Genomic DNA, 24,594 nt, shown 5'->3' on the forward strand with positions numbered 1-24,594 from the left:
GTTTATAAATATGCAGCAAAATGTTCTTACCTCTTCTGCTATTGATCCTTACCTTGATCTTGAGCAGGCAATTTTACGAATTAAAACAGAAAAAAATGCAGTAATTTTTGCTCATTACTATCAAGATTCTGAGATTCAAGATATTGCAGATTTTATTGGAGATTCATTAGAATTGTCTAAGAAAGCTTCTATGACTTCAGCTGATATAATAGTTTTTTGTGGGGTGAAGTTTATGGCAGAAGTTGCTTACATCCTTAATCCTCATAAGAAAGTCTTGCTCCCAGATTTGAATGCGGGCTGTTCGCTAGAAGAATCCTGTCGTCCTGAAGATTTTGCTAAGTTCAGGAGAGAAAATCCGGGATATATTGCTATAACTTATATTAATTGCTCTGCTGAGGTAAAAGCCTTATCTGATATTATAGTGACCTCCTCTAGTGCAGAAAAAATAATTAATGCTATACCACAAGAGCAGCCTATCCTTTTTGCGCCTGATAAACATTTAGGAAATTACCTAATAAAAAAGACAAACAGGCCAATGAAATTATGGAATGGTTCATGTATTGTTCATGAGAATTTTTCGGAAAGAGAGTTAATTAAGCTGCGTACAAGTAGCCCTTTAGCTCAAATTATTGCGCACCCGGAGTGCCCAGATACTTTACTAAGCTATGCAGATTACATAGGGTCTACCTCTGCGCTACTTAAATATGTAGCAGCCAATAACGGGATCGAATTTATTGTGCTTACCGAACCAGGGATTATTCATCAAATGCAAATGCAAAGCCCAGATAGCAAATTTTATGAAGTACCTTCTATTAATCAAGCTGGTTGTAGTAGTTGTAGTAATTGTCCTCATATGAAGCTTAATACTCTGGAGAAGTTATATCTTTGTATGGTTAACGAATATCCGGAAATTAAATTAGAGAGAGATATAGTAATTAAAGCCAGGAGATCTTTAGATAGAATGTTAGAATTAAGTAAATAGGCTGCTTACATAATTAGTACTTAGGTTAAGCTTGCAAGAATTGGTTAAAACTATTACTATACTCAATGGATTTCAAGAGTTGGATTTTATTATGAGGGGTGAGCGCGCGGAGCGTACAACTAAGTACGTAAGCACGCGAAACTTTGATAAAATAGACCTCTTGCATAACCTAAAGATAATTGAAGAATTTTTAGGAGAAACGAAGTCGAGTACCGCAACGTACATAGACGTACGTGAGGAACAGAGAGGAGTTTCGACGACAAAATTACCAATTAGATTAGGTTATGCAAGAGGTCTAATGAAAAAACAACTCTTGAAAGGCGAAGAGTATATGTGAATAAATATAACGTAAGGTTAATTATGTCGAAAACAAGGCAGGAAATTTATAATAATAGGCCTCTTTCTCCTCATTTAACGATATATAAAAAACAGATTAGTTCAGTTTTGTCTATCTTTCACCGTATCACAGGAATAGGATTATTTGTGAGCCTAGCTGTATTAGTATGGTATTTTATTATCCTAGCCTTTAATCAATTTAGCTCTGAATATGTACAATATTTCAAAGGTAGTTTGTTTAAAGTAGCTTTAATAGGGGTCAGTTTTGCTTGGTTTTATCACTTATGTAATGGTATACGTCATTTAATTTGGGATAGCGGATATTGTTTTTCAATTAAAGCTATTAATTTGACGGGCTGGCTGGTAGTAATATGCTCATTATTGATGACATTAATTTTTGGCCTAATAATAGTTTTATAGTTTGGGAAAGTAATGATAGATAATTTAAGAACAGACTTGACAAAAGCTAAAGGGGAAGGAGCAGCAAAAAGTGGTGCTAGCCATTGGTGGTATCAAAGAATAACTGCTCTTATTTTACTGCTTTGTTCTATCTGGCTAATATTTTTTATAAAAAATATTATTAACAAGGATTTAACTTCTGTTATTATAATTTTACAAAAACCTTATAATATTATCGTACTAGGAGTCTTGGTGATTACCTCTCTGTATCATTCAATGCTTGGAATGCGGGTTATAATTGAAGACTATATCCATTGTGTAAAACTGCGTATTGGATTGATTATCTCTCTGCAGATATTTTGTATTATAACGTCAGCCTCATTCATAGTAGCATTATTTTATACTATGATTATAGCTGAACAATAGACTTTTTTCGAAACTCTACTTCTGCTGGTAATTTGTACGTCGATTCGGTGCTCAAATCCTCACGTACTGACATGTACGCTGCGGTTTTGTGCTCCGAGTCTTCTTCAAATTCCCTACCAGAAGCGAGTTTGGAAAAAAGTCCAATTTACTAGCTGAAAAATTACTAATAAACGTTAATATAGAATAAGGACTTTATTAATTCTTATCCAAACTATATAGCTATAAGGAACATATTCAATGCCAAAGTCTTATAATATTATTCACCATGAGTTTGATGTAGTAGTAGTTGGAGCAGGAGGCGCAGGACTAAGAGCTGCCTTTGGCATGGCAAAAGAAGGGCTGCGTACAGCGTGTATCAGTAAGGTTTTTCCCACAAGAAGCCATACGGTGGCAGCACAAGGAGGTATTAGTGCTGCTCTTGGGAATATGGGAGAAGACAACTGGCGTTGGCATATGTATGACACTGTTAAAGGGTCGGATTGGCTAGGAGACCAAGATGCAATCGAGTATATGTGCAAACATGCAGTAGCATCAGTGCTTGAACTTGAACATTATGGGGTACCTTTCTCCCGCACCGAAGAAGGGAAAATTTATCAACGCCCATTTGGAGGAATGACCACCAACTATGGAAAAGGTAAAGCGGCGCAAAGAACTTGTGCTGCAGCAGATCGTACAGGGCATGCAATATTGCATACTTTATATCAGCAGGCTTTAAAAAATAAAGCTCAATTCTTCGTTGAGTATTTTGCTCTTGATTTATTAATGGATGATGGAGAATGTAGAGGAGTAGTAGCTTGGAATTTAGATGATGGCAGCCTTCATTGTTTTCATGCACATATAGTAGTCTTAGCTACTGGCGGGTATGGTAAAGCTTATTTTTCTGCTACCAGTGCCCATACATGTACAGGTGATGGAGGGGGCATGGCTGTAAGAAGTTCTATTGCATTGCAAGACATGGAATTTGTTCAGTTTCATCCCACCGGTATATATGGTTCTGGTTGTTTAATAACAGAAGGGGCAAGAGGAGAAGGGGGATATTTAGTCAATTCTAACGGTGAGCGGTTTATGGAAAGATATGCGCCAGCTGCCAAAGATCTTGCTTCTAGAGATATAGTATCCAGAGCTATTACTATGGAAATCAGAGAAGGTAGAGGCGTTGGTGAACATAAAGACCATGTGTTCTTACATTTAAATCATTTACCTCCGGAAATTCTGCATGAACGTTTACCGGGTATTTCAGAAACGGCAAAGATTTTTGCGGGTATTGATGTAAATACTCAGCCAATACCAATATTACCAACAGTACATTATAATATGGGTGGTATACCGACAAATTATCATGGGCAAGTTCTTAATAAAGATAAAATTATCCCAGGTCTAATGTCAATAGGAGAGGCTGCTTGCGTATCTGTACATGGAGCAAATCGTTTAGGCTCTAATTCTTTATTGGATTTAATAGTATTTGGTAGAGCCGCGGCTTTAAAAGCTGCAGAAATTATTAAAGCTGAGACGCCACATAAAGCTTTACCGCCATTTATATTAGATAAAATAATTAGTAGATTTGATAATATACGTGATAGCAAGGGTGATATGCCAGTAGCTGTTTTAAGATTAAAAATGCAACGGATTATGCAGAACCATGCCTCGGTGTTTAGAACTCAAGAAGTATTAGATGAAGGAATAGAGTTAATTAATCAAGCACGAAAAGAGTATACTAACCTACAGGTAAATGATAAATCTTTAATATGGAATAGTGATTTAGTTGAAGCATTAGAATTATCTAATTTGTTAGATCAGGCGCTTATCACTATATATTCCGCAGCTAATAGAACAGAAAGCAGAGGAGCCCACTCTCGAGAAGATTATCCTGAGCGTAACGATCAAGAATGGATTAAACATACATTAGCTGTAATTGATGAGCAGGGAAAGGTAATATTGGATTATAAACCTGTCACTCTCACAACTTTGTCTAACGAAGTAGAGGCCATTCCGCCTGCTAAAAGAGTTTATTAAAGTGCAGTCTATACTCCTCTTGCGATGATTTTGCTGCTAGGCATGATGGTAGAGCCTATCGTCTACCAACTCTTCAGGTGCGAACAGTATATATAGAATTCTCTCATACCAAGTTGCTTTCAAGACAGTAGTAGGAGTATGAGTGGTGAGGCGCGCGGAACCTAGTAGATCTAGGTGAGCACGACGAATCCCGAAATACGACGACCTAATGTGAAGAAAGCAACTTGGTATTACTTAACCCTTTGCACTTGAGGTATTATTAATGTGTTATCAATAAGATTATGTCAGGCTTTAAATGAAAAAATATCTCATGATTTTGCGGGATTAATGGGGGCAATAGATAATAGTATGCGTTTAATACAATCTAAAGAGTATCAAGACAAAGCTATTACATTAGTGCAGAGTAGTATAGGTAAGCTTATAGGTCGCTTACAGTTTTATCGCCATTTATATTCTATCCCTTGTGATAACAGCAATATAGAGATTGGAGAAATTAATAAATTAAGCATCAATTTTTTAAAATTAAAAAATAACAATATTAAATTAACATTTCAAGGGTTTACAACTACCCCTATAAAAGATAGTATCAGTAAAATGATTATGTGCCTAATTTTTATAGCAACAGATAGCTTAAAAAAAGAAGGTATGATACTAGTTAACTTGGAAGTAGCAAGTAATAATTCCTTTGTGATCAAAGTGATTGTTACAGATAAACAACTGAGATTTGATGAGAATAAAAATGATATTCTGCTTGGAAAAGGCGATGCTCAGAATATTAACACCGACAATATTCATGAATATTACACTTATTATTTGACTACCGAGTGTGGATATAAATTAGAAATTAACCCCACCCTGGGCTCTATAGAATATATCCTGCAGGATAAAAATAATTGAATTATAAAGTATACTCTATGAATTTCAAGAGCCCTCATTTTATTATAAGGGGTAAGAAATCTTGATTTTGAGGGTGCAGGCGCATGCCAATCTTTGAAGTTCACCGTGTATATATACTGCTCGTACTTCAAGAATTGGATTTTATTTTAAATGGCGAGCGCGCGGAGCGTACATGCCAGTACGTAAGCATGTGAGTCCATGATAAAATAAAAAAAACAATTTTTGAAAGACGAGTAGTATATAGAAATTAGTTAACAGATATATTAAGATAGGTTATGACAAATTATCGAATAGAAACCGATTCCTTAGGAGAAGTCAAAATAGAGGAACAATTTTATTGGGGTGCACAAACTCAAAGATCTCTTGAGAATTTTAGGATAGGAAATCAACAAATGCCTATTCAGTTAATTAAGGCTCTAGCTATTTTGAAAAAATGTGCCGCCGCAGTGAATAGAGAATTAGGAAATTTGAAGCTAGAAATAGCAGAATCAATAGATAAGGCTACCTCTAGGGTATTAGAGGGAGAATTTGATAATCAGTTTCCTTTAGCAGTATGGCAAACAGGATCTGGCACTCAAACTAATATGAATATGAATGAAGTAATTGCCTCTATTGCTAATGAACATTTAACAGGCACGAAAGGGGGGAAAAATCCTGTGCACCCTAACGACCATGTTAATATGGGCCAATCCTCTAATGACTCCTTTCCTACAGCTATGCATATAGCAACTGTAATTGCCACTAAGAAGCAATTAATTCCTGCCTTAATATTATTACAATTAGAGCTGGAGAAAAAAGTTAAAGCTTGGGGGCAAATAATAAAAATAGGGCGAACTCATTTACAAGATGCAACTCCGTTAACCTTAGGCCAAGAATTTTCGGGATATGTTACCCAAATTACCTATTCAATAGAAAGAGTTGAAGAATCGCTGAAAAAAATATATTATTTAGCACAAGGAGGCACTGCCGTAGGAACTGGCATTAATTGTCATAAAGAGTTTGCAGTAAAATTTGCTAATAAAGTAGCGTTATATACAGATTATCCCTTTAAGACTGCTATTAATAAATTCGAGGCCATAGCAGCTCATGATGCTTTAGTTGAATTTTCAGGAACTTTAAACACTATAGCTGTAAGCTTGATGAAAATTGCCAACGATATTAGATTATTGGGCTCAGGGCCAAGATGCGGTTTTGGTGAATTACATTTACCCGAAAACGAGCCTGGTTCTTCCATAATGCCAGGTAAGATTAACCCAACGCAAGTGGAAGCATTAACTATGGTTTGTGCGCAAGTTATGGGCAATAATGTTGCAGTTACTATTGGCGGATCAAATGGCCACCTTGAATTAAATGTCTTTAAGCCAGTGATCATATATAACATTTTACAGTCAATAGATTTGATTTCTAGTGCCATTAATAGTTTTGTAGCTCATTGCATCGTTGGTCTTGAACCAAATGTAGAAAATATAAATAAATTAATCAAGCAATCATTAATGTTAGTAACGGCATTAAATCCACATATTGGCTATGATAATGCCGCAAAAATTGCTAAAAAGGCTTACCAAGAGGGTATTACCTTAAAGGAAGCTGCAGTCAAATTACAGCTTCTTACAAGTGATGAATTTGATAAAATAGTAATAGTAGAGAAAATGATATAGAGATTTCTTGCTCCTGCTTAGATAGAGTTTCTATATAAGTTAATATATACTACTCGTACCTAAAGAGTTGGTAGACGATAGAATCAACTTCAAGAAGAGCGATGAGGCTCAAAGTCGAGCAGCGCAGCGTACATGCAAGTACGTGAGCACGTGAGTCCATGATAAAATAAAAAAACAATTTTTGAAAGACGAGTAGTATATATAGACCGTAATGCGCCCCGAAAACTAGAGCAGTGATAGAGAGACTATTTTATGTTAAAATAAATATAAAATAGGAGCAGTCGAAAATGAGTAAGCCAAAAAGTTACAGTAAAGAATTTAAGTTTAAAGTATCGCTAGAGATGATCCGAGGAGATTTGAGTATTGCTGAAATAATCTCAAAATATCAAGTTCCAAGGTCGGTAATGACAAGGTGGAAGAAACAATTTTTGGAAAATGGTGCTGATATTTTTAAGTTTAGCTATGAAAACGGTAATTCCTCTAGTTCTACAAGCGAAATAGAGAAACTGCATGCAACTATTGGCAAATTGAAGGTAGAAAACGATTTTTTGCAGCTCGTATCTGCCAAGTTGAAACTATAAAGAGGAAAGTGATGGTAGATAAGGATTATAAAGATTTAAGTGTTCGTCGGCAAAGTCAGCTATTGAATCTGAACCGCTCCAGCCTATATTACAAGGATTCGGAGAAGGATCAAGATAATTATTTAAGTAATAGAATAGTTGAGATCTATAGTAATTATCCGATATATGGTTACCGGCGAATAACGGCGATACTTAGGAGAGAAGTGGTAATTGTTAACAGCAAAAAAGTCAGGAGGTTGATGAAACTAATGAATTTGCAAGCAATTTACCCTTCGATTAATACAAGTAAAAGAAACCTAAAAGAAGCTATTTATCCATATTTGCTATCAGGGTTAGAGGTTATAAAGCCAAATCAGGTATGGCAGGTGGATATCACTTATTTAAGGGTACAAAGTGGTTTTATGTATTTGGTTGCATTAATCGATGTTTATACTAGATTAGTAGTAGGATATCGTTTATCAAATAGTTTAAATACAGAGAGCTGTTTGCTAGCGTTAGAAGATGCTATAGCTAAATATGGGAAGCCGTCGATAATTAATAGTGATCAAGGTAGCCAGTTTACCAGCGAGGATTGGATTAATGAATTGAGGAGATGCGTCATAAGCATCAGCATGACGGGCAAAGGCAGGTGTAACGATAATGCCCATATTGAGCGTTTATGGCGATCGTTTAAGTATGAGGGGTCGTATTTATACCGGTGTACTTCAGTTTTAGAGTTGAAAAATAATATCCCGAAATGGTTGAATTGGTATAACAATCAAAGGCCCCATCAGGCTTTGGAGTACAAAACGCCGTTTGAGATATATAGTGGATTTATGGATAAGTCTTGCGACTTACCCACAATTCCACTATTACCACAACAGCTACAAAATTATAAAAATAATATTTTTGTAGATAGTTTATGAAAATAATAGTCTCTCTATTTAAAGCTTTTTTGGTCTAAACATAGGGGCGCAGTTCATATGCAGGAAGTCTAATAATAAAAAATTTAAAAATAATTAAAAATTTAATGAGTGAAGTATTATTATGGCCTTACATTTTAAAGCTCCAGACAATATAGTTCTGAAACCAATTATAACAGTATTTGGCGTTGGAGGGGCAGGAGGTAATGCTGTTAATAATATGTTAAACGCAAAATTACAGGGAGCAAAATTTGTGGTGGCAAATACTGATGCTCAGTCGTTAGAACATTCCTTATGTGACAATAAAATCCAACTAGGTATCACCATCACTAAGGGTTTAGGAGCAGGGGCATCCCCAGAAATTGGGGCGTTAGCTGCAGAAGAATCAGCCGATGAGATTAGAGGACATTTAGAAGGTAGCAATATGGTCTTTATTACGGCGGGAATGGGCGGCGGTACCGGAACGGGTGCTTCTCCAGTGGTAGCAAAAATTGCCAAAGAGTTAGGCATTCTTACAGTAGGGGTTGTCACTAAACCGTTTCATTTTGAGGGCAGGCACAGACTTAGAACAGCTACTCAAGGGCTTTTAGACTTGCAAAGATTTGTCGATACTCTCATAGTAATACCGAACCAAAATTTATTCCGTATCGCTAATGAACATACTACCTTTGCTGATGCTTTTAAAATGGCAGATGATGTATTACATGCAGGTGTTAGGGGAGTTACTGACTTAATGATTATGCCAGGGCTGATTAATTTAGATTTTGCAGATATTAGAACAGTAATGAGTGAAATGGGAAAAGCAATGATGGGGACAGGAGAAGCTTCCGGAGAAGAGCGAGCTGTTAAGGCAGCAGAAGCAGCGATCTCTAACCCATTACTTGACCATAATTCAATGCGTGGTGCTAAAGGAGTTCTGATTAATATTACTGGCGGTGTGGATATGACTCTATTTGAGGTAGATAGCGCAGCTAACAGGATTAGAGAAGAAGTAGGAGACGTAGATGCAAATATTATTTTTGGTTCCACATTTAATCCGGAATTAAATGGCATTATTAGAGTTTCGGTAGTTGCCACGGGTATTGATGCGGATCAAACGCTTAACGCTAATAAATCATATATTAATGATATGGTGCCAGAGCTTCCTACTATTGCTCCACAAAATGAGAATCCTAATTATGCAGTGAATGGTACCGAAACTGTAGAAGAAATCCCAAATTTTGCCCAATATATTAGTGATCAAGGGGACTCCACAGATTCTGAGGTCCCGCCTTTAAATTTACGAGTACCAGTAATGCCAGAGCATAATATACAAGCTCAGCCTGCCCCAAGCCTTCATAAGAGCTCTTTATTAAGTAGGATGTGGAACTCACTAAAGACTAACCCTCCTCACGTCCCAGAGGCTACTCACCCTCCTGTTATCCCTACGTCCCCCAGTATTGAGGGGGAGAGCAATATCCACGATATTCCCGCGTTCTTACGAAAACCAAAATAGCGTTTTCTATATAGTTAATTGATTTGACTTATGCAGGAAGTGTCTATTGCAGTTGTTGTTTCTTACTTTGCCATCAACTCCTAGGCTTTCACTTTTCACACTTATATATAATTCAACTGAAGTCACTATATAGAAATTATGGAATTAATATTATTTATTTTGCCTATCTTTTCCAATCCGCTAAGTACCCGAGCGAGGTAATGAACAAACCTATACTGGTAGTGGTTCTTTTGGTAGTTGTTCTTTAATAAGAGCTCGTATCAAAGCATTCACTGCTTGCTGGTGTTCTGGGTTGCGAATTTTCATAAAATTTCTTGATACTTCGATGCACATACGCTGATGTTGCGTTAATACCGGGGCCATATTATCTGCATTTTCTAATCCTTCATAAAAGTAATCAATAGTTTTGTCTAATGCCTTAGCAATAAGAACTAACCTCCCTATCGATATTCTGTTAATACCTTTTTCGTATTTTTGTAATTGTTGATGAGTTACCTCAATTTCATCAGCAAGTTGCTGACGTGACCATCCTTTAGCAAGGCGCAGAGAATAAATTTTTTCTCCAATAAACTGATCAATTTTTTGTATATAGTCATTTTTTCTTGCCATTCTAACTCCTTGATGAATGAATTATTAAATATTTTTAATATATACATTATTAACAAAAGCAAATATTTATGTCATATATTAATAAGCTCATTTAATAACAGCGTAAAGTTACTAACTTACTATAAAAAAGCGTATCTATTAGGTTAGTAATTCCTATTTAATATATTTCCTTTTACTTATGCTAAAAGGTATTTAAAATTTTTTAACTATTATATAATTATTGCAATCCTACAGATACTTAATTAAATTGTAAATTATAATTTTATTTTATTAGAAATTTTTAAATTATTCTTTGCTATTAAAAGGGATAAGTCTAAAAAATAAATTAACTAAAGGATAAAGGAAGCCGCGTCAACTACTAATATTTCTTTTCTTGCATTATGCATAAATACCACTACTAAAATCGTTATATTATTTCGCACAAGAGATATAAACTTAAAGTGCTAATTATTTCTCAATTAACAAATATTATATATACAGCTCATCTTTCAAGAATTGCTTTTTTATTTTATTAAGGATTCGTATACGCACGTAACTTACATATATGCTGCGCGGGCACCGACTGCTCAAAATAAAATGTGGATTCTTGAAATACGAGCAGTATACTCTTTTGCTTTAAAGAATTGTTTTTTGAAAATAGCCTAGGCTCAGGTAAGCAGGTACCTTATGTATACTCTTCGCCTTTCAAGAGTTGTTTTTTCATTAGACCTCTTGCATAACCTAATCTAATTGGTAATTTTGTCGTCGAAACTCCTCTCTGTTCCTCACGTACGTCTATGTACGCTGCGGTACTCGACTTCGTTTCTCCTAAAAATTCTTCAATTATCTTTAGGTTATGCAAGAGGTCTATTTTATCAAAGTTTCGCGTGCTCACGTACTGGCGTGTACGCTGCGCGCGCTCACCATTTAAAATAAAATCCAACTCTTGAAATCCATTGCGTATACTGCTTTCGCCCTTCATTAGACTTCTTTCGAAACTCTATCGAGCTGGTAATTGAAACAATGAGTCTAGGCCTTCAAACCCTCAGCTACGCTACGGTTTTGCGCTGCTCATCTCCTTCAAATCCCTTGCGTGATGCAAGTTTCGCAAAAGATCTATTTTCAAATCTAACTCGAGGGATCATGCGAATATAGTAGTTATTTGCAGAAAATTAGCCTTCTTGTTAGCAGACAAATCTAGAGGGTAATTTTATTATTGAATATTACCTTTTGTTTATCACATACGAGAATATACTGCTCGCACCTGAAGAGTTGGTAGACGATAGAATCAACTTCAAAAAGAGCGAGGAGTGGCAAAGTCGAGCAGCGCAGCGTACTATAAAGTACGTGAGCAGCCTCGATCTTTAGGGCACGACGACGCCAATTCTTGAAGTTCACCGAGTATATATATATGAAAGAATGATAGATTCATGTTCTATAAAAATTTTAAAGGCTACCTAAGACTAAATAAGTAAAGCCTGTTAAATTATCTTATTTGCGCTATTTTAGGCGTACCTTCTTAGGTATAAGTTAATAAAGTAAGATTACCTTTCCAAAGATTTTAGAAATACTCTTAGCTATATTGGCGACTTTATTAATCCCTGTATTTCAGTGCTAGAAACAAAATTTTAGAGGCGCTTATGATATAAGGTTATAACCAAAAAATACTAGAATTGTCTTGGCAATAGCACTACTACTACCCAAGTAAGCTCCACTATTTTAGAATAAAACATTAATAAGTTAAAACTATAAAATTTTGTTAATAAAATCTAAAACATACTATATCACTTTCAAAAGTTGTTTACCCATTTCCACTTAAGAGGCAAGCGCGGCCGCTCGTAACTTTGTCCTTTGCACCGCCTATCACTTGAGAATAAATTTCAGGTTCTGTAAATAAAACAAATATATCAAATAATTTAAATTTTCTGTCTACAACTTACGCATCGCTTAATACTAAAACAAAAATTTAAGTAAAAATTATAACTTTTAGTAAAATAATAATAAAACTCAATAATAAAAATTAAGGCTTCACTGCTTATACTTTGTACCAATTTTTTTAACTTTTTAACCGACAAGCTTCCAAAATAGCTGCTAGGAACGAAATGTTTATAGTTGGATTTATGCATATTTTATCTGTAAAATGGCAGAAATTTTTGGAAATAGCTCTACTACTCCTATACAATTTCTACTAATTCTCTATAAATCGCTCCTAAAAAATTTCCTCCGCTGAACCTATAATCGCTGTAAGGTCTCTAATCATTTAACATTTAGCTATTTTTACAAAAATTTCATAGTTTGTAACTGAAAAGAGCTAAGTACAATTATTTAGCCACCTTACGCTAGCGTCAACCTATATTAAGCAATTCTCTTGCTGAATATAATGCTCCGTGTAAACTATTCTATAAGTATTAACTTATTATTAATATGAAAGAACTTGCGGAATAAACATAGCTAAATAAAAGCAAAAATTCAACCAAAATGAGCTCAAAGTTAAAAATAGGTGTTTACCTCTGTGGTCCTACTGCTGGGCTCTCACTTTGGCCTTAGGATATGGGGCAGTTTGTTAATATCGAATTACTGTTATATGGTATAGCTTATATCATTATGATATAGACACGATAGTATGCGTGGAGCATAGTAGTAAGTGCATACTTGAAGATAAATCTCTGTACGCACCTTAATGGCCTATGCTATATATACCGCTCGTACTTCAAGAACCATCATTTTATTTTGAACGGCGAGCGCGCGCAGCGTACATGTAAGTGCGTGAGCATGTGAGTGAGCATGTGAGTTCACGATAAAATAAAAAAACAATTTTTGAAAGACGAGTAGTATATTACAGTAAATTTTAGTCGGCCTCAGGGTTCATCGTTATGTTTTTACTCTTTAATAGTAATACTAAATCGCCATTTTCATGCATGGTACGAACAATATCACATCCTCCTACAAATTCCCCTTTGATATAAAGTTGCGGAATAGTAGGCCAATCACTAAAAGTTTTGATATCTTCTCGTAAATCTAGTTGAGCTAAAACATTGATATCTTGAAATTTTACTCCAAGTTTTTTTAAGATTGCCACCACCATAGATGAGAAACCGCATTGAGGAAACTGGGCAGTTCCCTTCATAAATAATACAATCTCATTATTTTCAATTTCATTTGTTATATAATTAAAGTTTTTATTTTCTCCCATTCTTAAACCTGCTACAAATTGTAATTTCCTTTTATACTTAAATGTTATATCATGCAAGCCGAAATAATTGATCAAATCTTTAAAACTTTAAGTCAAATTAATGCTACGCCTAAGACAGAACTGCAATATGTTAATGATTTTACGCTGCTTGTAGCGGTAATATTATCTGCTCAAGCAACTGATGCCTCCGTTAATAAAGCTACCAAATTATTGTTTGAAACTTACAATACCCCGCGAAAATTCTTAGAGTTAGGAGAACTAGAATTAAGGAATAATATAAAATCAATAGGTTTATTTATAACTAAAGCAAAAAATATTATTGCACTTTGTCAAATTTTAATAGATAAGTATGATAGCAAGGTACCTGATAATTTTGAGGCGTTAATAAAGTTGCCAGGGGTCGGTAGAAAAACTGCGAATGTCATATTAAATCGCTTATTTAATATGGCTACTATGGCGGTAGATACCCATGTATTTCGCGTCTCTCGCCGATTAGGGATTGCTAAAGGTGATACCCCAATAAAAGTAGAAGTGGAGCTTCTTAACGCTATTGATATAAAATGGATGAAATATGCACATCATTGGTTAATATTGCTGGGTAGATATATTTGCAAAGCCCGCTCTCCCAATTGTGCTGTTTGCCCTGTTAAAGATTACTGTGAATATTATGCTAGTATAAATTCCGTAATTAGACTTCCTGTATAAGTCGAAAAAGTGCTCGAGGTTTTTAGGAAAAATGAAGCTGAACCGAGCTGCGTATAGCTTAGGTTATTATGATACATACATGATAGTACGCGGGAAGCATAGTAGTCATGCATACTTAAAGATAAATACCCTGTACGCACCTTAATGGCTATACTATACATGGACGATTGTGGAGCGGAAGGCCGTTTTGACAACAAAATTACCTACTAGGTTCTGTGAAGGTTTCTATCTAATGGTCTTATCGATCGTTATTTTCGTTCTTGAATCCTCACGTATACCCTAGTGCGCTGCGGTTCTGTGAGCAAAAATGCCTATAAATCTACTCATTACCTAGAAACCTTCACAGACCTAGTTTCCGGAAATGGTATAATATAACAAATACTCTTGGAGAGGTGGCCGAGCGGTTTAAGGCGCACGCCTGGAAAGCGTGTTCACGGCAACGTGTCAGGGGTTCGAATCCCCTTCTCTCCGCCATTCGGAACAGACGATCGTTTTGTCAAAAATATCGAACGGGAAACGTAAGTCGGGTTCAAGTTTCCTGCCCCTTAGGTGCAGGTTCTGAAATACGAAATTTATCATTTTACGTTTTTGCGGCATTTCAGAACCTTTGAAAGTTTCATAAGCCTCAAGGGCTAGACTTATCAGCATTGTAGCGGGATCAGTAAATTTATCGTCAGCTTCATCTCAGAGGAGTATATATCTAATATAGGAATCATAATCAGTTGGAAGTGGAATGAGCTGAGGTGCAGAAAATTAAGATCACTTTTCTTGAAAATAGCGTGTTCCTGCATAGAGCTAGAAGTGTTACGCCCCTGATAGACGTACACCGAATCAATAGACCTCTTGCATAACCTAAAGATAATTGAAGAATTTTTAGGAGAAACGAAGTCGAGTACCGCAGCGTACATAGACGTACGTGAGGAACAGAGAGGAGTTTCGACGACAAAATTACCAATTAGATTAGGTTATGCAAGAGGTCTAATTAAGCCTGCTATCCCTAGAGTCCCAAGGACGCACCAGGTTAATATATTCTGAGGCAGAGAAGTATAAGTTTTATGATCGATAATTAGGTTAACAGATTCGCCCTGGCTACTGACAATCTTTATAAATTGTTGCAGAGCTTGAGCATCATATTCACTGTTAGCGGTGATAATTTTTACTATTTTAAAGTCTGGGTAGAAAGTAATGAGAGATTTTTTGATTTCAGCAATTTGTTGTAGCGTATATGGTGGGTAAAGTAAAATAATGGTTTTTTTGACAGTCATAACAGCCCCCTCTTAAATGATTAAATAAAGAGTTTTGACCGCCAGAGACTATACTCAGGCGATCGGGGAGTTAGTAAAACCGCCAACGACAGTTATAATAGCCTTTAGGTTAGAGCCCTGAACATACGCTATTATCTCCCCGACCACAACAAAGTCGAGGATTGCATCATTTTACGGTTGATACACAACCACGTTGACAAGAGGTTACTACACCCCAGAATAGCGTTGCCACTATTCCAGTTGCGATATTAAATTATTCGCGTCTTTAAGTCAACTGGCCACTTTATATATCAGATAATAATTTCCATACTTCTGATGACTTAAGCCCGTAACAATTGAATTACAGTTGGTAAACCCAGCTTTCCCAAAAGTTCTGTCACAATTGTAAGCATAAGCGAAGCAATCCAGAAAATATTAATCCAGAAAATATTAGTTTGTTGTAAAAAATTTTCCTAGATCGCCGTGCGCGCCTTTTGCTCAGTCGCAACAACGCTGTGTAATAATCGACAAAATGTTATCACCAAAACCTCAGTACATGACATAAAGGTTAACAAGGAAAAAAACAGTGGATAACGCATGATCAAAGTCCTATAACTTAAGTTGTCTAAGACTTAAGGAGAAGGAGAATGACTTCAGCGTTATCACAACTATTAGGAAACTATTTTTTTAAGAGTTTTGCAAGTATAAAATTAATCGAGCAGATAATAACAGGATTGTTCTATGTCAGAGATGTCAATCTTACTCAACTAGCTTTGGTAGTTCAAGGAGCTGGCAATGATAATTCTCGATATCGCAAACTACAAAGATTTTTTTCTGGCTTTAGTTTTTGTTATACTGCACTGGCTAAATTATTAGTAGCATTTGCCAAAATTGAATCAGAAAAATGGTTGTTGGCTTTGGATCGTACTAACTGGAAATTTGGCAAGCTTGATATCAATATTTTAGTATTATCAATCTGCCATAATGGCATAGCTATACCAATCATGTGGGACATGTTACCAAAAACTGGCGTTTCAAATAGTGGTGAACGTCAGAAATTAATAGGTAGATTTTTGCAAGTATTTGGAGTAGAAAAAATATCAGCATTGCTTGGAGATCGTGAATTTATCGGTGATGACTGGTTGAAATTTCTAGCAGATCGTAATATTCCATTTTATATAAGAATTAAGCAAAATTTAACTATTGGTAGATCAGAAAACGAATTAGTGACAGCAAATCCATTAGTAAAGAAGTTACAGAATAATGAATATAAAGTACTCAGAGGTAAGAGATATTTAGGTAAGAACTATAAAGGACCTAAAGTTTCTGTGGCTGCTTTGCGTAACGGAGAAGGAGAATTAGTAATTATAGCAACCAATGACAACCCCTATCAGGCCTTGGATATTTACAAAAAACGCTGGGAAATTGAAAATCTTTTTGCATGCCTTAAGACGCGTGGCTTCAACTTTGAAAATACCCATTTAGTACATTTGGATAGAATAAACAAATTATTAGGGATATTAGCTATAACTTTTACCTTTGCTTATACTGTGGGCTTATGGCGGCATTCTATCTGGCCTATAAAATTGAAAACTCACGGCAGAAAGGCTATGTCACCTTTTAGGTATGGACTTGATTACTTACGAAGAATATATTTAAACCAAGGGCAAATGTACAAGGAACTATCCAGCATTATTGATATATTTATCAAGCCTCTAATCCCCAAATTACCAACAATTATATCATGTTAACCTTTATGTCATGTACTGAGCACCAAAACATTAAACTACCCATCAATACTGTGGATAACTTTGTAGATATCAAGTGGGTAAGTTTTGAAAGGCATCAAAATTAGCATAAAATTTAGGATAAATTCCTAGAAAATCATAAGAAAATTGGAATTTTTTGGTGATTTTTTCAAGATTTCTTTTGTTGCATAGGGTGCACTTTTTTACGCAATAAAAATGCACTTAATTTGATTGATTTAAAGAGAAAATCATTATGATTGAATCGTTTGATAAACTCTTTTACCTATCAGCTTCGCCTAAGGATGTAGAGTTGCTGAAACATGACGAATATGGAGTGTATATTCGTTTGTTACAGTATATAGCTTATGTCATTATGATGTATACATGATAGTATGAGGGAAGCATAATAGTCGTGCCCGCTTGAAGATAAATACCCTGTACGCACCTTAATGAACTATGCTATGGCACTGTTAACAAAATAAGTTATAAGCTTTAATAAGAGCAAGAGCGATAAAGCTGAGGAAGGTGCAGTCAAGTTTATCAAATCGCATAGCAATTCGTTTGTTTTCTTTAAGCCTACCAAAAAGTCTTTCAATAATATGTCGTTTTCGATAAAGTGTAGTATCGTAAAAATCTTTTGGGGTTAAGTTAGAATCATTAGGTAAATACACACCTTTTAAGGGTATAACTGGGATAGCATTTTTCGATTTAATAGACCTCTTGCATAACCTAATCTAATTGGTAATTTTGTCGTCGAAACTCCTCTCTGTTCCTCACGTACTTAACATGTACGCTGCGGTACTCGACTTCGTTTCTCCTAAAAATTCTTCAATTATCTTTAGGTTATGCAAGAGGTCTAATGGCTTACTGTCATAGGACGACCTGGTTTCTTTAACTCTCTTTTGATAGCTGGCTCTACCAACTCTTCAAACTTACTTTCACTAATTGGGTATTTTCTTTCTGCTTTCATAATTGAACCTTCTTACTTGCTCAATTATTCTATCCCATATTTTCTCATTTACAACTTATTTTGTTAACAGTGCCATAGCTTCCCCCTTACTTTATCCATACCTCAATGACTTAAGCTATAAGACTAGACAAAGATTTATTTTTGTTAACTTTTTGTCACAATATATACTTATATTCTTTGTTTTGGAGGTCTATATTATAACAATTTATCATATAGAGCTTGTTGTAAAACCAAAGATATGATAAATTAACAGATAATAAGCGATGAATATTAAATTATGGCAAGAGCAAAATATCCTACAGATCTAAAAGAAAGAGAATGGAGTTTAATACAAGAATTATTTATCCCATCATGCAAAGAAGGAGGTAGACCCCCTAAATATAGTAAGAAAGACATAATAGATGCTATTTTCTATTCATTTTTGGTATAGCTTTTCTTTTTGTCTTTATCCTGTAAAAAATATTCGCCTTATGCAGTGGTGGATTTTAGAAGTAATATATAATTTTAGTAATTATAACAGCATAAATTTTAAACAAGAATTTAAACTATATATTGAATATATACACCAATTTTTAATTAATAAGTGGTAATTATGCTAAAATCAGATCATTTGATAGCATTATTATGTAGAATAAATTAATAACCCTTTATTTTTTGTTCATGAGACTACCGTGATGGGCAATTAACCCCTTTTGCTTTATTCCAATATTCTGAATATTAGTTGAAGGAGTAATCGTTATGGCTGCAAGAGGTACAGCATTACCTATTTCTACTGCTTTTGTCTTTAATGATTTTGTGATTTGTGCCGTATTATTTTTACTTTCTTGAACGTTTTGGGTTAAAGATGCTTTTAACTGTATTGCAGTAATTTTGTCCTTTATTAATTCTGTTAATTGACTTGAATTGCAATTAATTAAATCTTCTGCTGTTAAAATACCCTCTTGTAAGATATCTTCGATTTTGTTCTCGTTATTTGTTATTAATTTTGCACAACCAGGATCATTATCGTATATTTTTGACACGTATTGAATGGTAAAATTAGTTTTATCAGATAAAATCAATATCTCCATATAATTATCAATAAGGAACTCAGCTTTATTAACATTACTATCATACGTTACTAATATTTCCGGAAGCGTAAGGTCCGTGTTAGATAAAATCTCTATAATACCAAAATAATTATTAGTAAGGAACTTAGCTTTATTAACATTACTGTTATATATTTCTAACATTTTTCCTAAGGTGAGCTTAACTTCTTTATCTAAAGCATCTATCGCGTAACTATTATCAATGAAAAACTTCACTTTATTTATATCATTGTCCTTAAATAATTCTTGTATTGGAAAACCAAGGCTAGATAGGATAAGTATTTCAGGACCATTAGTCATAATGTACTCGAAGTGATTAGCACGGTTGATACACATGTCTAATAGTACTTGAGGTACAGCTCCTGCTGTATGTAAGTATTCAATTTGATTACTATTTTTGACAAAAAGTTGTAACTTCTCGAGTGTAATATTTTCATTGTTTAATAATGATTTTAGGGGAAAACCAGTTTTAGATAGAGTGACTATCTCTTTAACCTTATTAATAAGGAGCTGTACTACATCAGGTGCTATTTTCAATAGTTCTTGAGGCGTAAAGTCTTCTTTATTACAGAAGTATTCAATTTGATTACTATTTTTGACAAAAAGCTGTAACTTCTCGAGTGTAATATTTTCATTGTTTAATAATGATTTTAGAGGAAACCCAGCTTCAGATAGAGTGCCTATCTCTTTAACATTCTTAATAAGAAACTCTATAATACCGAGTTTGGTATAATATATTTTTGATAGCACTTGAACTGTAAGGTTTACTTTATTACATAAATATTCAATTTGATTACTATTTAAATTAAAGAAATATTCTCTATGAGTTATAAAACTTGCTCTCTTCTTAATTAATTGAAGTGTTAATATTTGCCTATCTATATAAGAATGCTTCAATTCAGGTTTTAATGTTAGGAGTTTATCTATTTGATTTGCTCTCATTATATATGTAGAATGCAATGCTTGGTTAATATCAACCCCGGGGTCGTCAGCTATAGTGTAACTTGTTGCAATACAATTCTCAATGGTTTCTATTAATTGTTCTATTTGTTTTATACTATCAATTTTGACCTCAAAACTGAAGTTTTCTTTTTGTTCGCCAAAGTGTGGCTTATTCACAAAGTGAAAATCACCTAGTCTCAAATTTATTTCACTATCTACTGCTAGATGTTCCCACCTATTATTGTCATTTCCACCAAATATAGAAAATTTAACTGAAGTAATACCTGTTTTACAATTATATTGTATTTTGAGTATTGCTGCGTGAGATCTTAAAGGTAGAACTTTCGTAATAGAAATCTTTTTTGAAGTGACATCTATTATAGTTGGTGGAGTTGTGTATATAAAACTACCTCTTGCTATATGATTACACTGATTATTTAATTGTTGCAATAAAGGAGGATAATATTTTTCAATGATTTGCTTTAAATCTTTATTAACAACATTTAAAGCTATCAGCGTCTCCTGGTGTATTAATGTAAAACTATCCTCTAACGTAATAGGAAGGCCAAATCCGAGGGTAACGGCTTCATTAACATCAAAGTGCATAGAGGGAAATAATTCTTTTTTAGTTAGAGTAGAGTGCCTTTTTCGTTCAAAAAATGCTAATAATGCTTTCCTATCTTTAAATCCAGCATGTCTTCTCCAAACATTCCTCAGCTCAAGGAAAGGTTCTAACATTTTCAAAAATCTAGCGGCTTTAAGGTGATTGCCTTTATCGTCCTGCATCTCATCAGTATATTGACTTGAGCGGGTAAGAGCTTTAACGCTTTCCGTAATGCGCCCCGAAAACTAGAGCAGTGATAGAGAGACTATTTTATGTTAAAATAAATATAAAATAGGAGCAGTCGAAAATGAGTAAGCCAAAAAGTTACAGTAAAGAATTTAAGTTTAAAGTATCGCTAGAGATGATCCGAGGAGATTTGAGTATTGCTGAAATAATCTCAAAATATCAAGTTCCAAGGTCGGTAATGACAAGGTGGAAGAAACAATTTTTGGAAAATGGTGCTGATATTTTTAAGTTTAGCTATGAAAACGGTAATTCCTCTAGTTCTACAAGCGAAATAGAGAAACTGCATGCAACTATTGGCAAATTGAAGGTAGAAAACGATTTTTTGCAGCTCGTATCTGCCAAGTTGAAACTATAAAGAGGAAAGTGATGGTAGATAAGGATTATAAAGATTTAAGTGTTCGTCAGCAAAGTCAGCTATTGAATCTGAACCGCTCCAGCCTATATTACAAGGATTCGGAGAAGGATCAAGATAATTATTTAAGTAATAGAATAGTTGAGATCTATAGTACGTTAATTCTGGATAAGGGGAATATGGGAGGATAATAGATAATAAGGATTGCCAAGGGAGGCAACCTACAGTATTGAAGTTTTTGAACAAAAAAACAAACTGTAGGCATGAAGAAAGATATCACAGAATTATATAGTTTTATAGATGATTTTTGTAAAATTTATCTTGAATATGAAAAGAGCAAATTATTACCATCCAATAAGCAGAGAGATCGCGCTTGTAATATGAGTTTAAGCGAAATGTTAACAATAATAATTATGTTTCATACATCGCATGCTAAGAACTTTAAATTTTTCTATAAAACTTACGTCGAATATTTACATAAGAACGACTTCCCTAGCGCCCTAAGCTATAACAGATTTGTTGCTTTAATGCCGCGATTATTCATGCCCTTAAATATGTTGATTCATTTATTATTTGGGCAAGAAACAGGTATTTATTTTATTGACTCTACAACAATTAAAGCTTGTCACAATAAACGACGCTATAGTAATAAAGTTTTTAAAGGATTAGCCAAACATAGTAAATCCTCTATGGGATATTTTTATGGCTTTAAATTACATTTAATAATTAATAACCAAGGAGAAATTATGGCATTAAAAGTGACTAATGGTAATGTAGATGATAGAGTTCCGGTAGCGCAATTAACTAAAGGATTAACTGGCATTATGGCCGCTGACAAGGGATATATCAAGCAAAATTTGTTTTTAAATTTATATGAAAGAGGCTTAAAAATGATTCATGGAATTAAGAAAAATATGGCGAATAAATTAATGGATTTAAAGGAAAAAATCTTGCTTCGAAAACGAAACTTAATTGAAACAGTTTTTGATTTTTTAAAAAATAAAATGAATCTTGAACATACAAGACATAGATCTCCTATTAATGCTTTTGTTCATATTCTTTCTACCCTAGTTGCTTATTCTCTAAAAAAAACTAAACCTTCCACAAAACTTGACTTTAATCTATATATTCATAACTCTCTTATCCAGAATTAACGTATAGTAATTATCCGATATATGGTTACCGGCGAATAACGGCGATACTTAGGAGAGAAGTGGTAATTGTTAACAGCAAAAAAGTCAGGAGGTTGATGAAACTAATGAATTTGCAAGCAATTTACCCTTCGATTAATACAAGTAAAAGAAACCTAAAAGAAGCTATTTATCCATATTTGCTATCAGGGTTAGAGGTTATAAAGCCAAATCAGGTATGGCAGGTGGATATCACTTATTTAAGGGTACAAAGTGGTTTTATGTATTTGGTTGCATTAATCGATGTTTATACTAGATTAGTAGTAGGATATCGTTTATCAAATAGTTTAAATACAGAGAGCTGTTTGCTAGCGTTAGAAGATGCTATAGCTAAATATGGGAAGCCGTCGATAATTAATAGTGATCAAGGTAGCCAGTTTACCAGCGAGGATTGGATTAATGAATTGAGGAGATGCGTCATAAGCATCAGCATGACGGGCAAAGGCAGGTGTAACGATAATGCCCATATTGAGCGTTTATGGCGATCGTTTAAGTATGAGGGGTCGTATTTATACCGGTGTACTTCAGTTTTAGAGTTGAAAAATAATATCCCGAAATGGTTGAATTGGTATAACAATCAAAGGCCCCATCAGGCTTTGGAGTACAAAACGCCGTTTGAGATATATAGTGGATTTATGGATAAGTCTTGCGACTTACCCACAATTCCACTATTACCACAACAGCTACAAAATTATAAAAATAATATTTTTGTAGATAGTTTATGAAAATAATAGTCTCTCTATTTAAAGCTTTTTTGGTCTAAACATAGGGGCGCAGTTCATTCATCAAGCACTTGATCAGCAAGTTTATAAACTTGCTGGGTAATAAGGATTTTCTCTAAATTACTAGCCTTAGCATTCCATTTAAGGTTTTCACTGATTAGTTTTAAACTTTCCTGAAGGTTTTCATCTCAGTACATGACATAAAGGTTAACATGATATAATTGTTGGTAATTTGGGGATTAGAGGCTTGATAAATATATCAATAATGCTGGATAGTTCCTTGTACATTTGCCCTTGGTTTAAATATATTCTTCGTAAGTAATCAAGTCCATACCTAAAAGGTGACATAGCCTTTCTGCCGTGAGTTTTCAATTTTATAGGCCAGATAGAATGCCGCCATAAGCCCACAGTATAAGCAAAGGTAAAAGTTATAGCTAATATCCCTAATAATTTGTTTATTCTATCCAAATGTACTAAATGGGTATTTTCAAAGTTGAAGCCACGCGTCTTAAGGCATGCAAAAAGATTTTCAATTTCCCAGCGTTTTTTGTAAATATCCAAGGCCTGATAGGGGTTGTCATTGGTTGCTATAATTACTAATTCTCCTTCTCCGTTACGCAAAGCAGCCACAGAAACTTTAGGTCCTTTATAGTTCTTACCTAAATATCTCTTACCTCTGAGTACTTTATATTCATTATTCTGTAACTTCTTTACTAATGGATTTGCTGTCACTAATTCGTTTTCTGATCTACCAATAGTTAAATTTTGCTTAATTCTTATATAAAATGGAATATTACGATCTGCTAGAAATTTCAACCAGTCATCACCGATAAATTCACGATCTCCAAGCAATGCTGATATTTTTTCTACTCCAAATACTTGCAAAAATCTACCTATTAATTTCTGACGTTCACCACTATTTGAAACGCCAGTTTTTGGTAACATGTCCCACATGATTGGTATAGCTATGCCATTATGGCAGATTGATAATACTAAAATATTGATATCAAGCTTGCCAAATTTCCAGTTAGTACGATCCAAAGCCAACAACCATTTTTCTGATTCAATTTTGGCAAATGCTACTAATAATTTAGCCAGTGCAGTATAACAAAAACTAAAGCCAGAAAAAAATCTTTGTAGTTTGCGATATCGAGAATTATCATTGCCAGCTCCTTGAACTACCAAAGCTAGTTGAGTAAGATTGACATCTCTGACATAGAACAATCCTGTTATTATCTGCTCGATTAATTTTATACTTGCAAAACTCTTAAAAAAATAGTTTCCTAATAGTTGTGATAACGCTGAAGTCATTC

Annotated in this window: 21 protein-coding genes, 1 tRNA gene and 2 pseudogenes; 19 read left to right on the forward strand and 5 right to left on the reverse strand. The window is 34.4% G+C overall.

Translation table 11 applies throughout. From position 1 onward, the window contains the following. Positions 1-10 precede the first annotated feature (10 nt). The 10 genes and pseudogenes from nadA to ftsZ all read left to right on the forward strand — a co-directional run. On the forward strand, positions 11-982 hold the full coding sequence (gene nadA / locus AAGD44_RS03740) for a quinolinate synthase NadA (protein WP_341764613.1): 972 nt from the start codon (positions 11-13) through the stop codon (positions 980-982). Positions 983-1,142: 160 nt separating this feature from the next. Next, positions 1,143-1,319 (forward strand): palindromic element RPE1 domain-containing protein, encoded by a 177-nt coding sequence (locus AAGD44_RS03745; RefSeq protein WP_341764614.1) that lies wholly within the window; start codon positions 1,143-1,145, stop codon positions 1,317-1,319. A gap of 23 nt (positions 1,320-1,342) precedes the next feature. Next, positions 1,343-1,738 carry a succinate dehydrogenase, cytochrome b556 subunit gene (gene sdhC, locus AAGD44_RS03750; RefSeq protein ID WP_341764673.1) on the forward strand — a complete coding sequence of 132 codons (396 nt, stop codon included), beginning with the start codon at positions 1,343-1,345 and terminating at the stop codon, positions 1,736-1,738. Between the two features lie 12 nt (positions 1,739-1,750). Next, the gene (sdhD, locus tag AAGD44_RS03755; RefSeq protein ID WP_341764615.1) at positions 1,751-2,143 is read left to right on the forward strand and encodes a succinate dehydrogenase, hydrophobic membrane anchor protein; all 393 of its coding nucleotides are present in this window, start codon (positions 1,751-1,753) and stop codon (positions 2,141-2,143) included. 237 nt (positions 2,144-2,380) lie between these two features. Then, a complete protein-coding gene (gene sdhA / locus AAGD44_RS03765; RefSeq protein WP_341764616.1) occupies positions 2,381-4,156 on the forward strand; it encodes a succinate dehydrogenase flavoprotein subunit in 1,776 nt (591 codons plus the stop codon). A gap of 264 nt (positions 4,157-4,420) precedes the next feature. Continuing rightward, a complete protein-coding gene (locus AAGD44_RS03770) occupies positions 4,421-5,053 on the forward strand; it encodes a histidine phosphotransferase family protein (protein ID WP_341764617.1) in 633 nt (210 codons plus the stop codon). A 275-nt stretch (positions 5,054-5,328) separates the two neighbouring features. Then, positions 5,329-6,711 (forward strand): class II fumarate hydratase, encoded by a 1,383-nt coding sequence (fumC, locus tag AAGD44_RS03775; protein ID WP_341764618.1) that lies wholly within the window; start codon positions 5,329-5,331, stop codon positions 6,709-6,711. A gap of 287 nt (positions 6,712-6,998) precedes the next feature. After that, positions 6,999-7,292 carry a hypothetical protein gene (locus AAGD44_RS03780; protein ID WP_341763459.1) on the forward strand — a complete coding sequence of 98 codons (294 nt, stop codon included), beginning with the start codon at positions 6,999-7,001 and terminating at the stop codon, positions 7,290-7,292. 11 nt (positions 7,293-7,303) lie between these two features. Then, on the forward strand, positions 7,304-8,197 hold the full coding sequence (locus tag AAGD44_RS03785) for an IS3 family transposase (protein WP_341763476.1): 894 nt from the start codon (positions 7,304-7,306) through the stop codon (positions 8,195-8,197). A gap of 121 nt (positions 8,198-8,318) precedes the next feature. Next, positions 8,319-9,291: pseudogene (gene ftsZ / locus AAGD44_RS03790) on the forward strand (cell division protein FtsZ); the annotation flags it as partial. Positions 9,292-9,899: 608 nt separating this feature from the next. Here the strand turns inward: ftsZ and AAGD44_RS03795 are convergent. From AAGD44_RS03795 to grxD, 3 genes are all read right to left on the reverse strand, one after another. Further along, positions 9,900-10,298 (reverse strand): helix-turn-helix transcriptional regulator, encoded by a 399-nt coding sequence (locus AAGD44_RS03795; RefSeq protein ID WP_341764620.1) that lies wholly within the window; start codon positions 10,296-10,298, stop codon positions 9,900-9,902. Between the two features lie 664 nt (positions 10,299-10,962). Further along, on the reverse strand, positions 10,963-11,139 hold the full coding sequence (locus tag AAGD44_RS03800) for a palindromic element RPE1 domain-containing protein (protein WP_341764621.1): 177 nt from the start codon (positions 11,137-11,139) through the stop codon (positions 10,963-10,965). Positions 11,140-13,125: 1,986 nt separating this feature from the next. Continuing rightward, positions 13,126-13,470: a Grx4 family monothiol glutaredoxin gene (grxD, locus tag AAGD44_RS03805; RefSeq protein ID WP_341764675.1), complete on the reverse strand. Its 345-nt coding sequence runs from the start codon at positions 13,468-13,470 to the stop codon at positions 13,126-13,128. A 51-nt stretch (positions 13,471-13,521) separates the two neighbouring features. On the opposite strand from grxD, the gene nth reads away from it, so the two are divergent. The 5 genes and pseudogenes from nth to AAGD44_RS03830 form a co-directional block, all read left to right on the forward strand. Next, a complete protein-coding gene (nth, locus tag AAGD44_RS03810) occupies positions 13,522-14,175 on the forward strand; it encodes an endonuclease III (RefSeq protein ID WP_341764622.1) in 654 nt (217 codons plus the stop codon). Positions 14,176-14,561: 386 nt separating this feature from the next. Next, positions 14,562-14,649, forward strand: a tRNA-Ser gene (locus AAGD44_RS03815). Between the two features lie 369 nt (positions 14,650-15,018). Continuing rightward, the gene (locus AAGD44_RS03820) at positions 15,019-15,210 is read left to right on the forward strand and encodes a palindromic element RPE1 domain-containing protein (protein ID WP_341764623.1); all 192 of its coding nucleotides are present in this window, start codon (positions 15,019-15,021) and stop codon (positions 15,208-15,210) included. Between the two features lie 856 nt (positions 15,211-16,066). Next, positions 16,067-17,170 (forward strand): IS4 family transposase, encoded by a 1,104-nt coding sequence (locus AAGD44_RS03825; protein ID WP_341763462.1) that lies wholly within the window; start codon positions 16,067-16,069, stop codon positions 17,168-17,170. Between the two features lie 1,244 nt (positions 17,171-18,414). Continuing rightward, positions 18,415-18,552: pseudogene (locus AAGD44_RS03830) on the forward strand (IS5 family transposase); the annotation flags it as partial. Positions 18,553-18,784: 232 nt separating this feature from the next. Here the strand turns inward: AAGD44_RS03830 and AAGD44_RS03835 are convergent. Beyond that, entirely contained in the window at positions 18,785-20,953 is a 2,169-nt protein-coding gene (locus tag AAGD44_RS03835; RefSeq protein WP_341763458.1) for a hypothetical protein, read from the reverse strand. A gap of 125 nt (positions 20,954-21,078) precedes the next feature. On the opposite strand from AAGD44_RS03835, the gene AAGD44_RS03840 reads away from it, so the two are divergent. The 4 genes from AAGD44_RS03840 to AAGD44_RS03855 all read left to right on the forward strand — a co-directional run bounded on the left by AAGD44_RS03840 (position 21,079) and on the right by AAGD44_RS03855 (position 23,284). After that, on the forward strand, positions 21,079-21,372 hold the full coding sequence (locus AAGD44_RS03840; RefSeq protein WP_341763459.1) for a hypothetical protein: 294 nt from the start codon (positions 21,079-21,081) through the stop codon (positions 21,370-21,372). A gap of 11 nt (positions 21,373-21,383) precedes the next feature. Beyond that, a complete protein-coding gene (locus AAGD44_RS03845; RefSeq protein ID WP_341763460.1) occupies positions 21,384-21,560 on the forward strand; it encodes a hypothetical protein in 177 nt (58 codons plus the stop codon). A 72-nt stretch (positions 21,561-21,632) separates the two neighbouring features. Next, positions 21,633-22,523, forward strand: a complete 891-nt coding sequence (locus tag AAGD44_RS03850) for an IS982 family transposase (RefSeq protein ID WP_341763461.1) — start codon at positions 21,633-21,635, stop codon at positions 22,521-22,523. A 17-nt stretch (positions 22,524-22,540) separates the two neighbouring features. Further along, complete coding sequence (locus AAGD44_RS03855) at positions 22,541-23,284, forward strand: IS3 family transposase (protein ID WP_341764676.1); 744 nt, start codon at positions 22,541-22,543, stop codon at positions 23,282-23,284. Positions 23,285-23,488: 204 nt separating this feature from the next. Here AAGD44_RS03855 and AAGD44_RS03860 read toward each other — a convergent pair whose 3' ends face one another. Next, complete coding sequence (locus AAGD44_RS03860) at positions 23,489-24,592, reverse strand: IS4 family transposase (RefSeq protein WP_341763462.1); 1,104 nt, start codon at positions 24,590-24,592, stop codon at positions 23,489-23,491. Between the last annotated feature and the right edge of the window lie 2 nt (positions 24,593-24,594).

It is taken from the genome of Candidatus Tisiphia endosymbiont of Beris chalybata, assembly GCF_964026555.1.
Classification (GTDB): Bacteria; Pseudomonadota; Alphaproteobacteria; order Rickettsiales; family Rickettsiaceae; genus Tisiphia.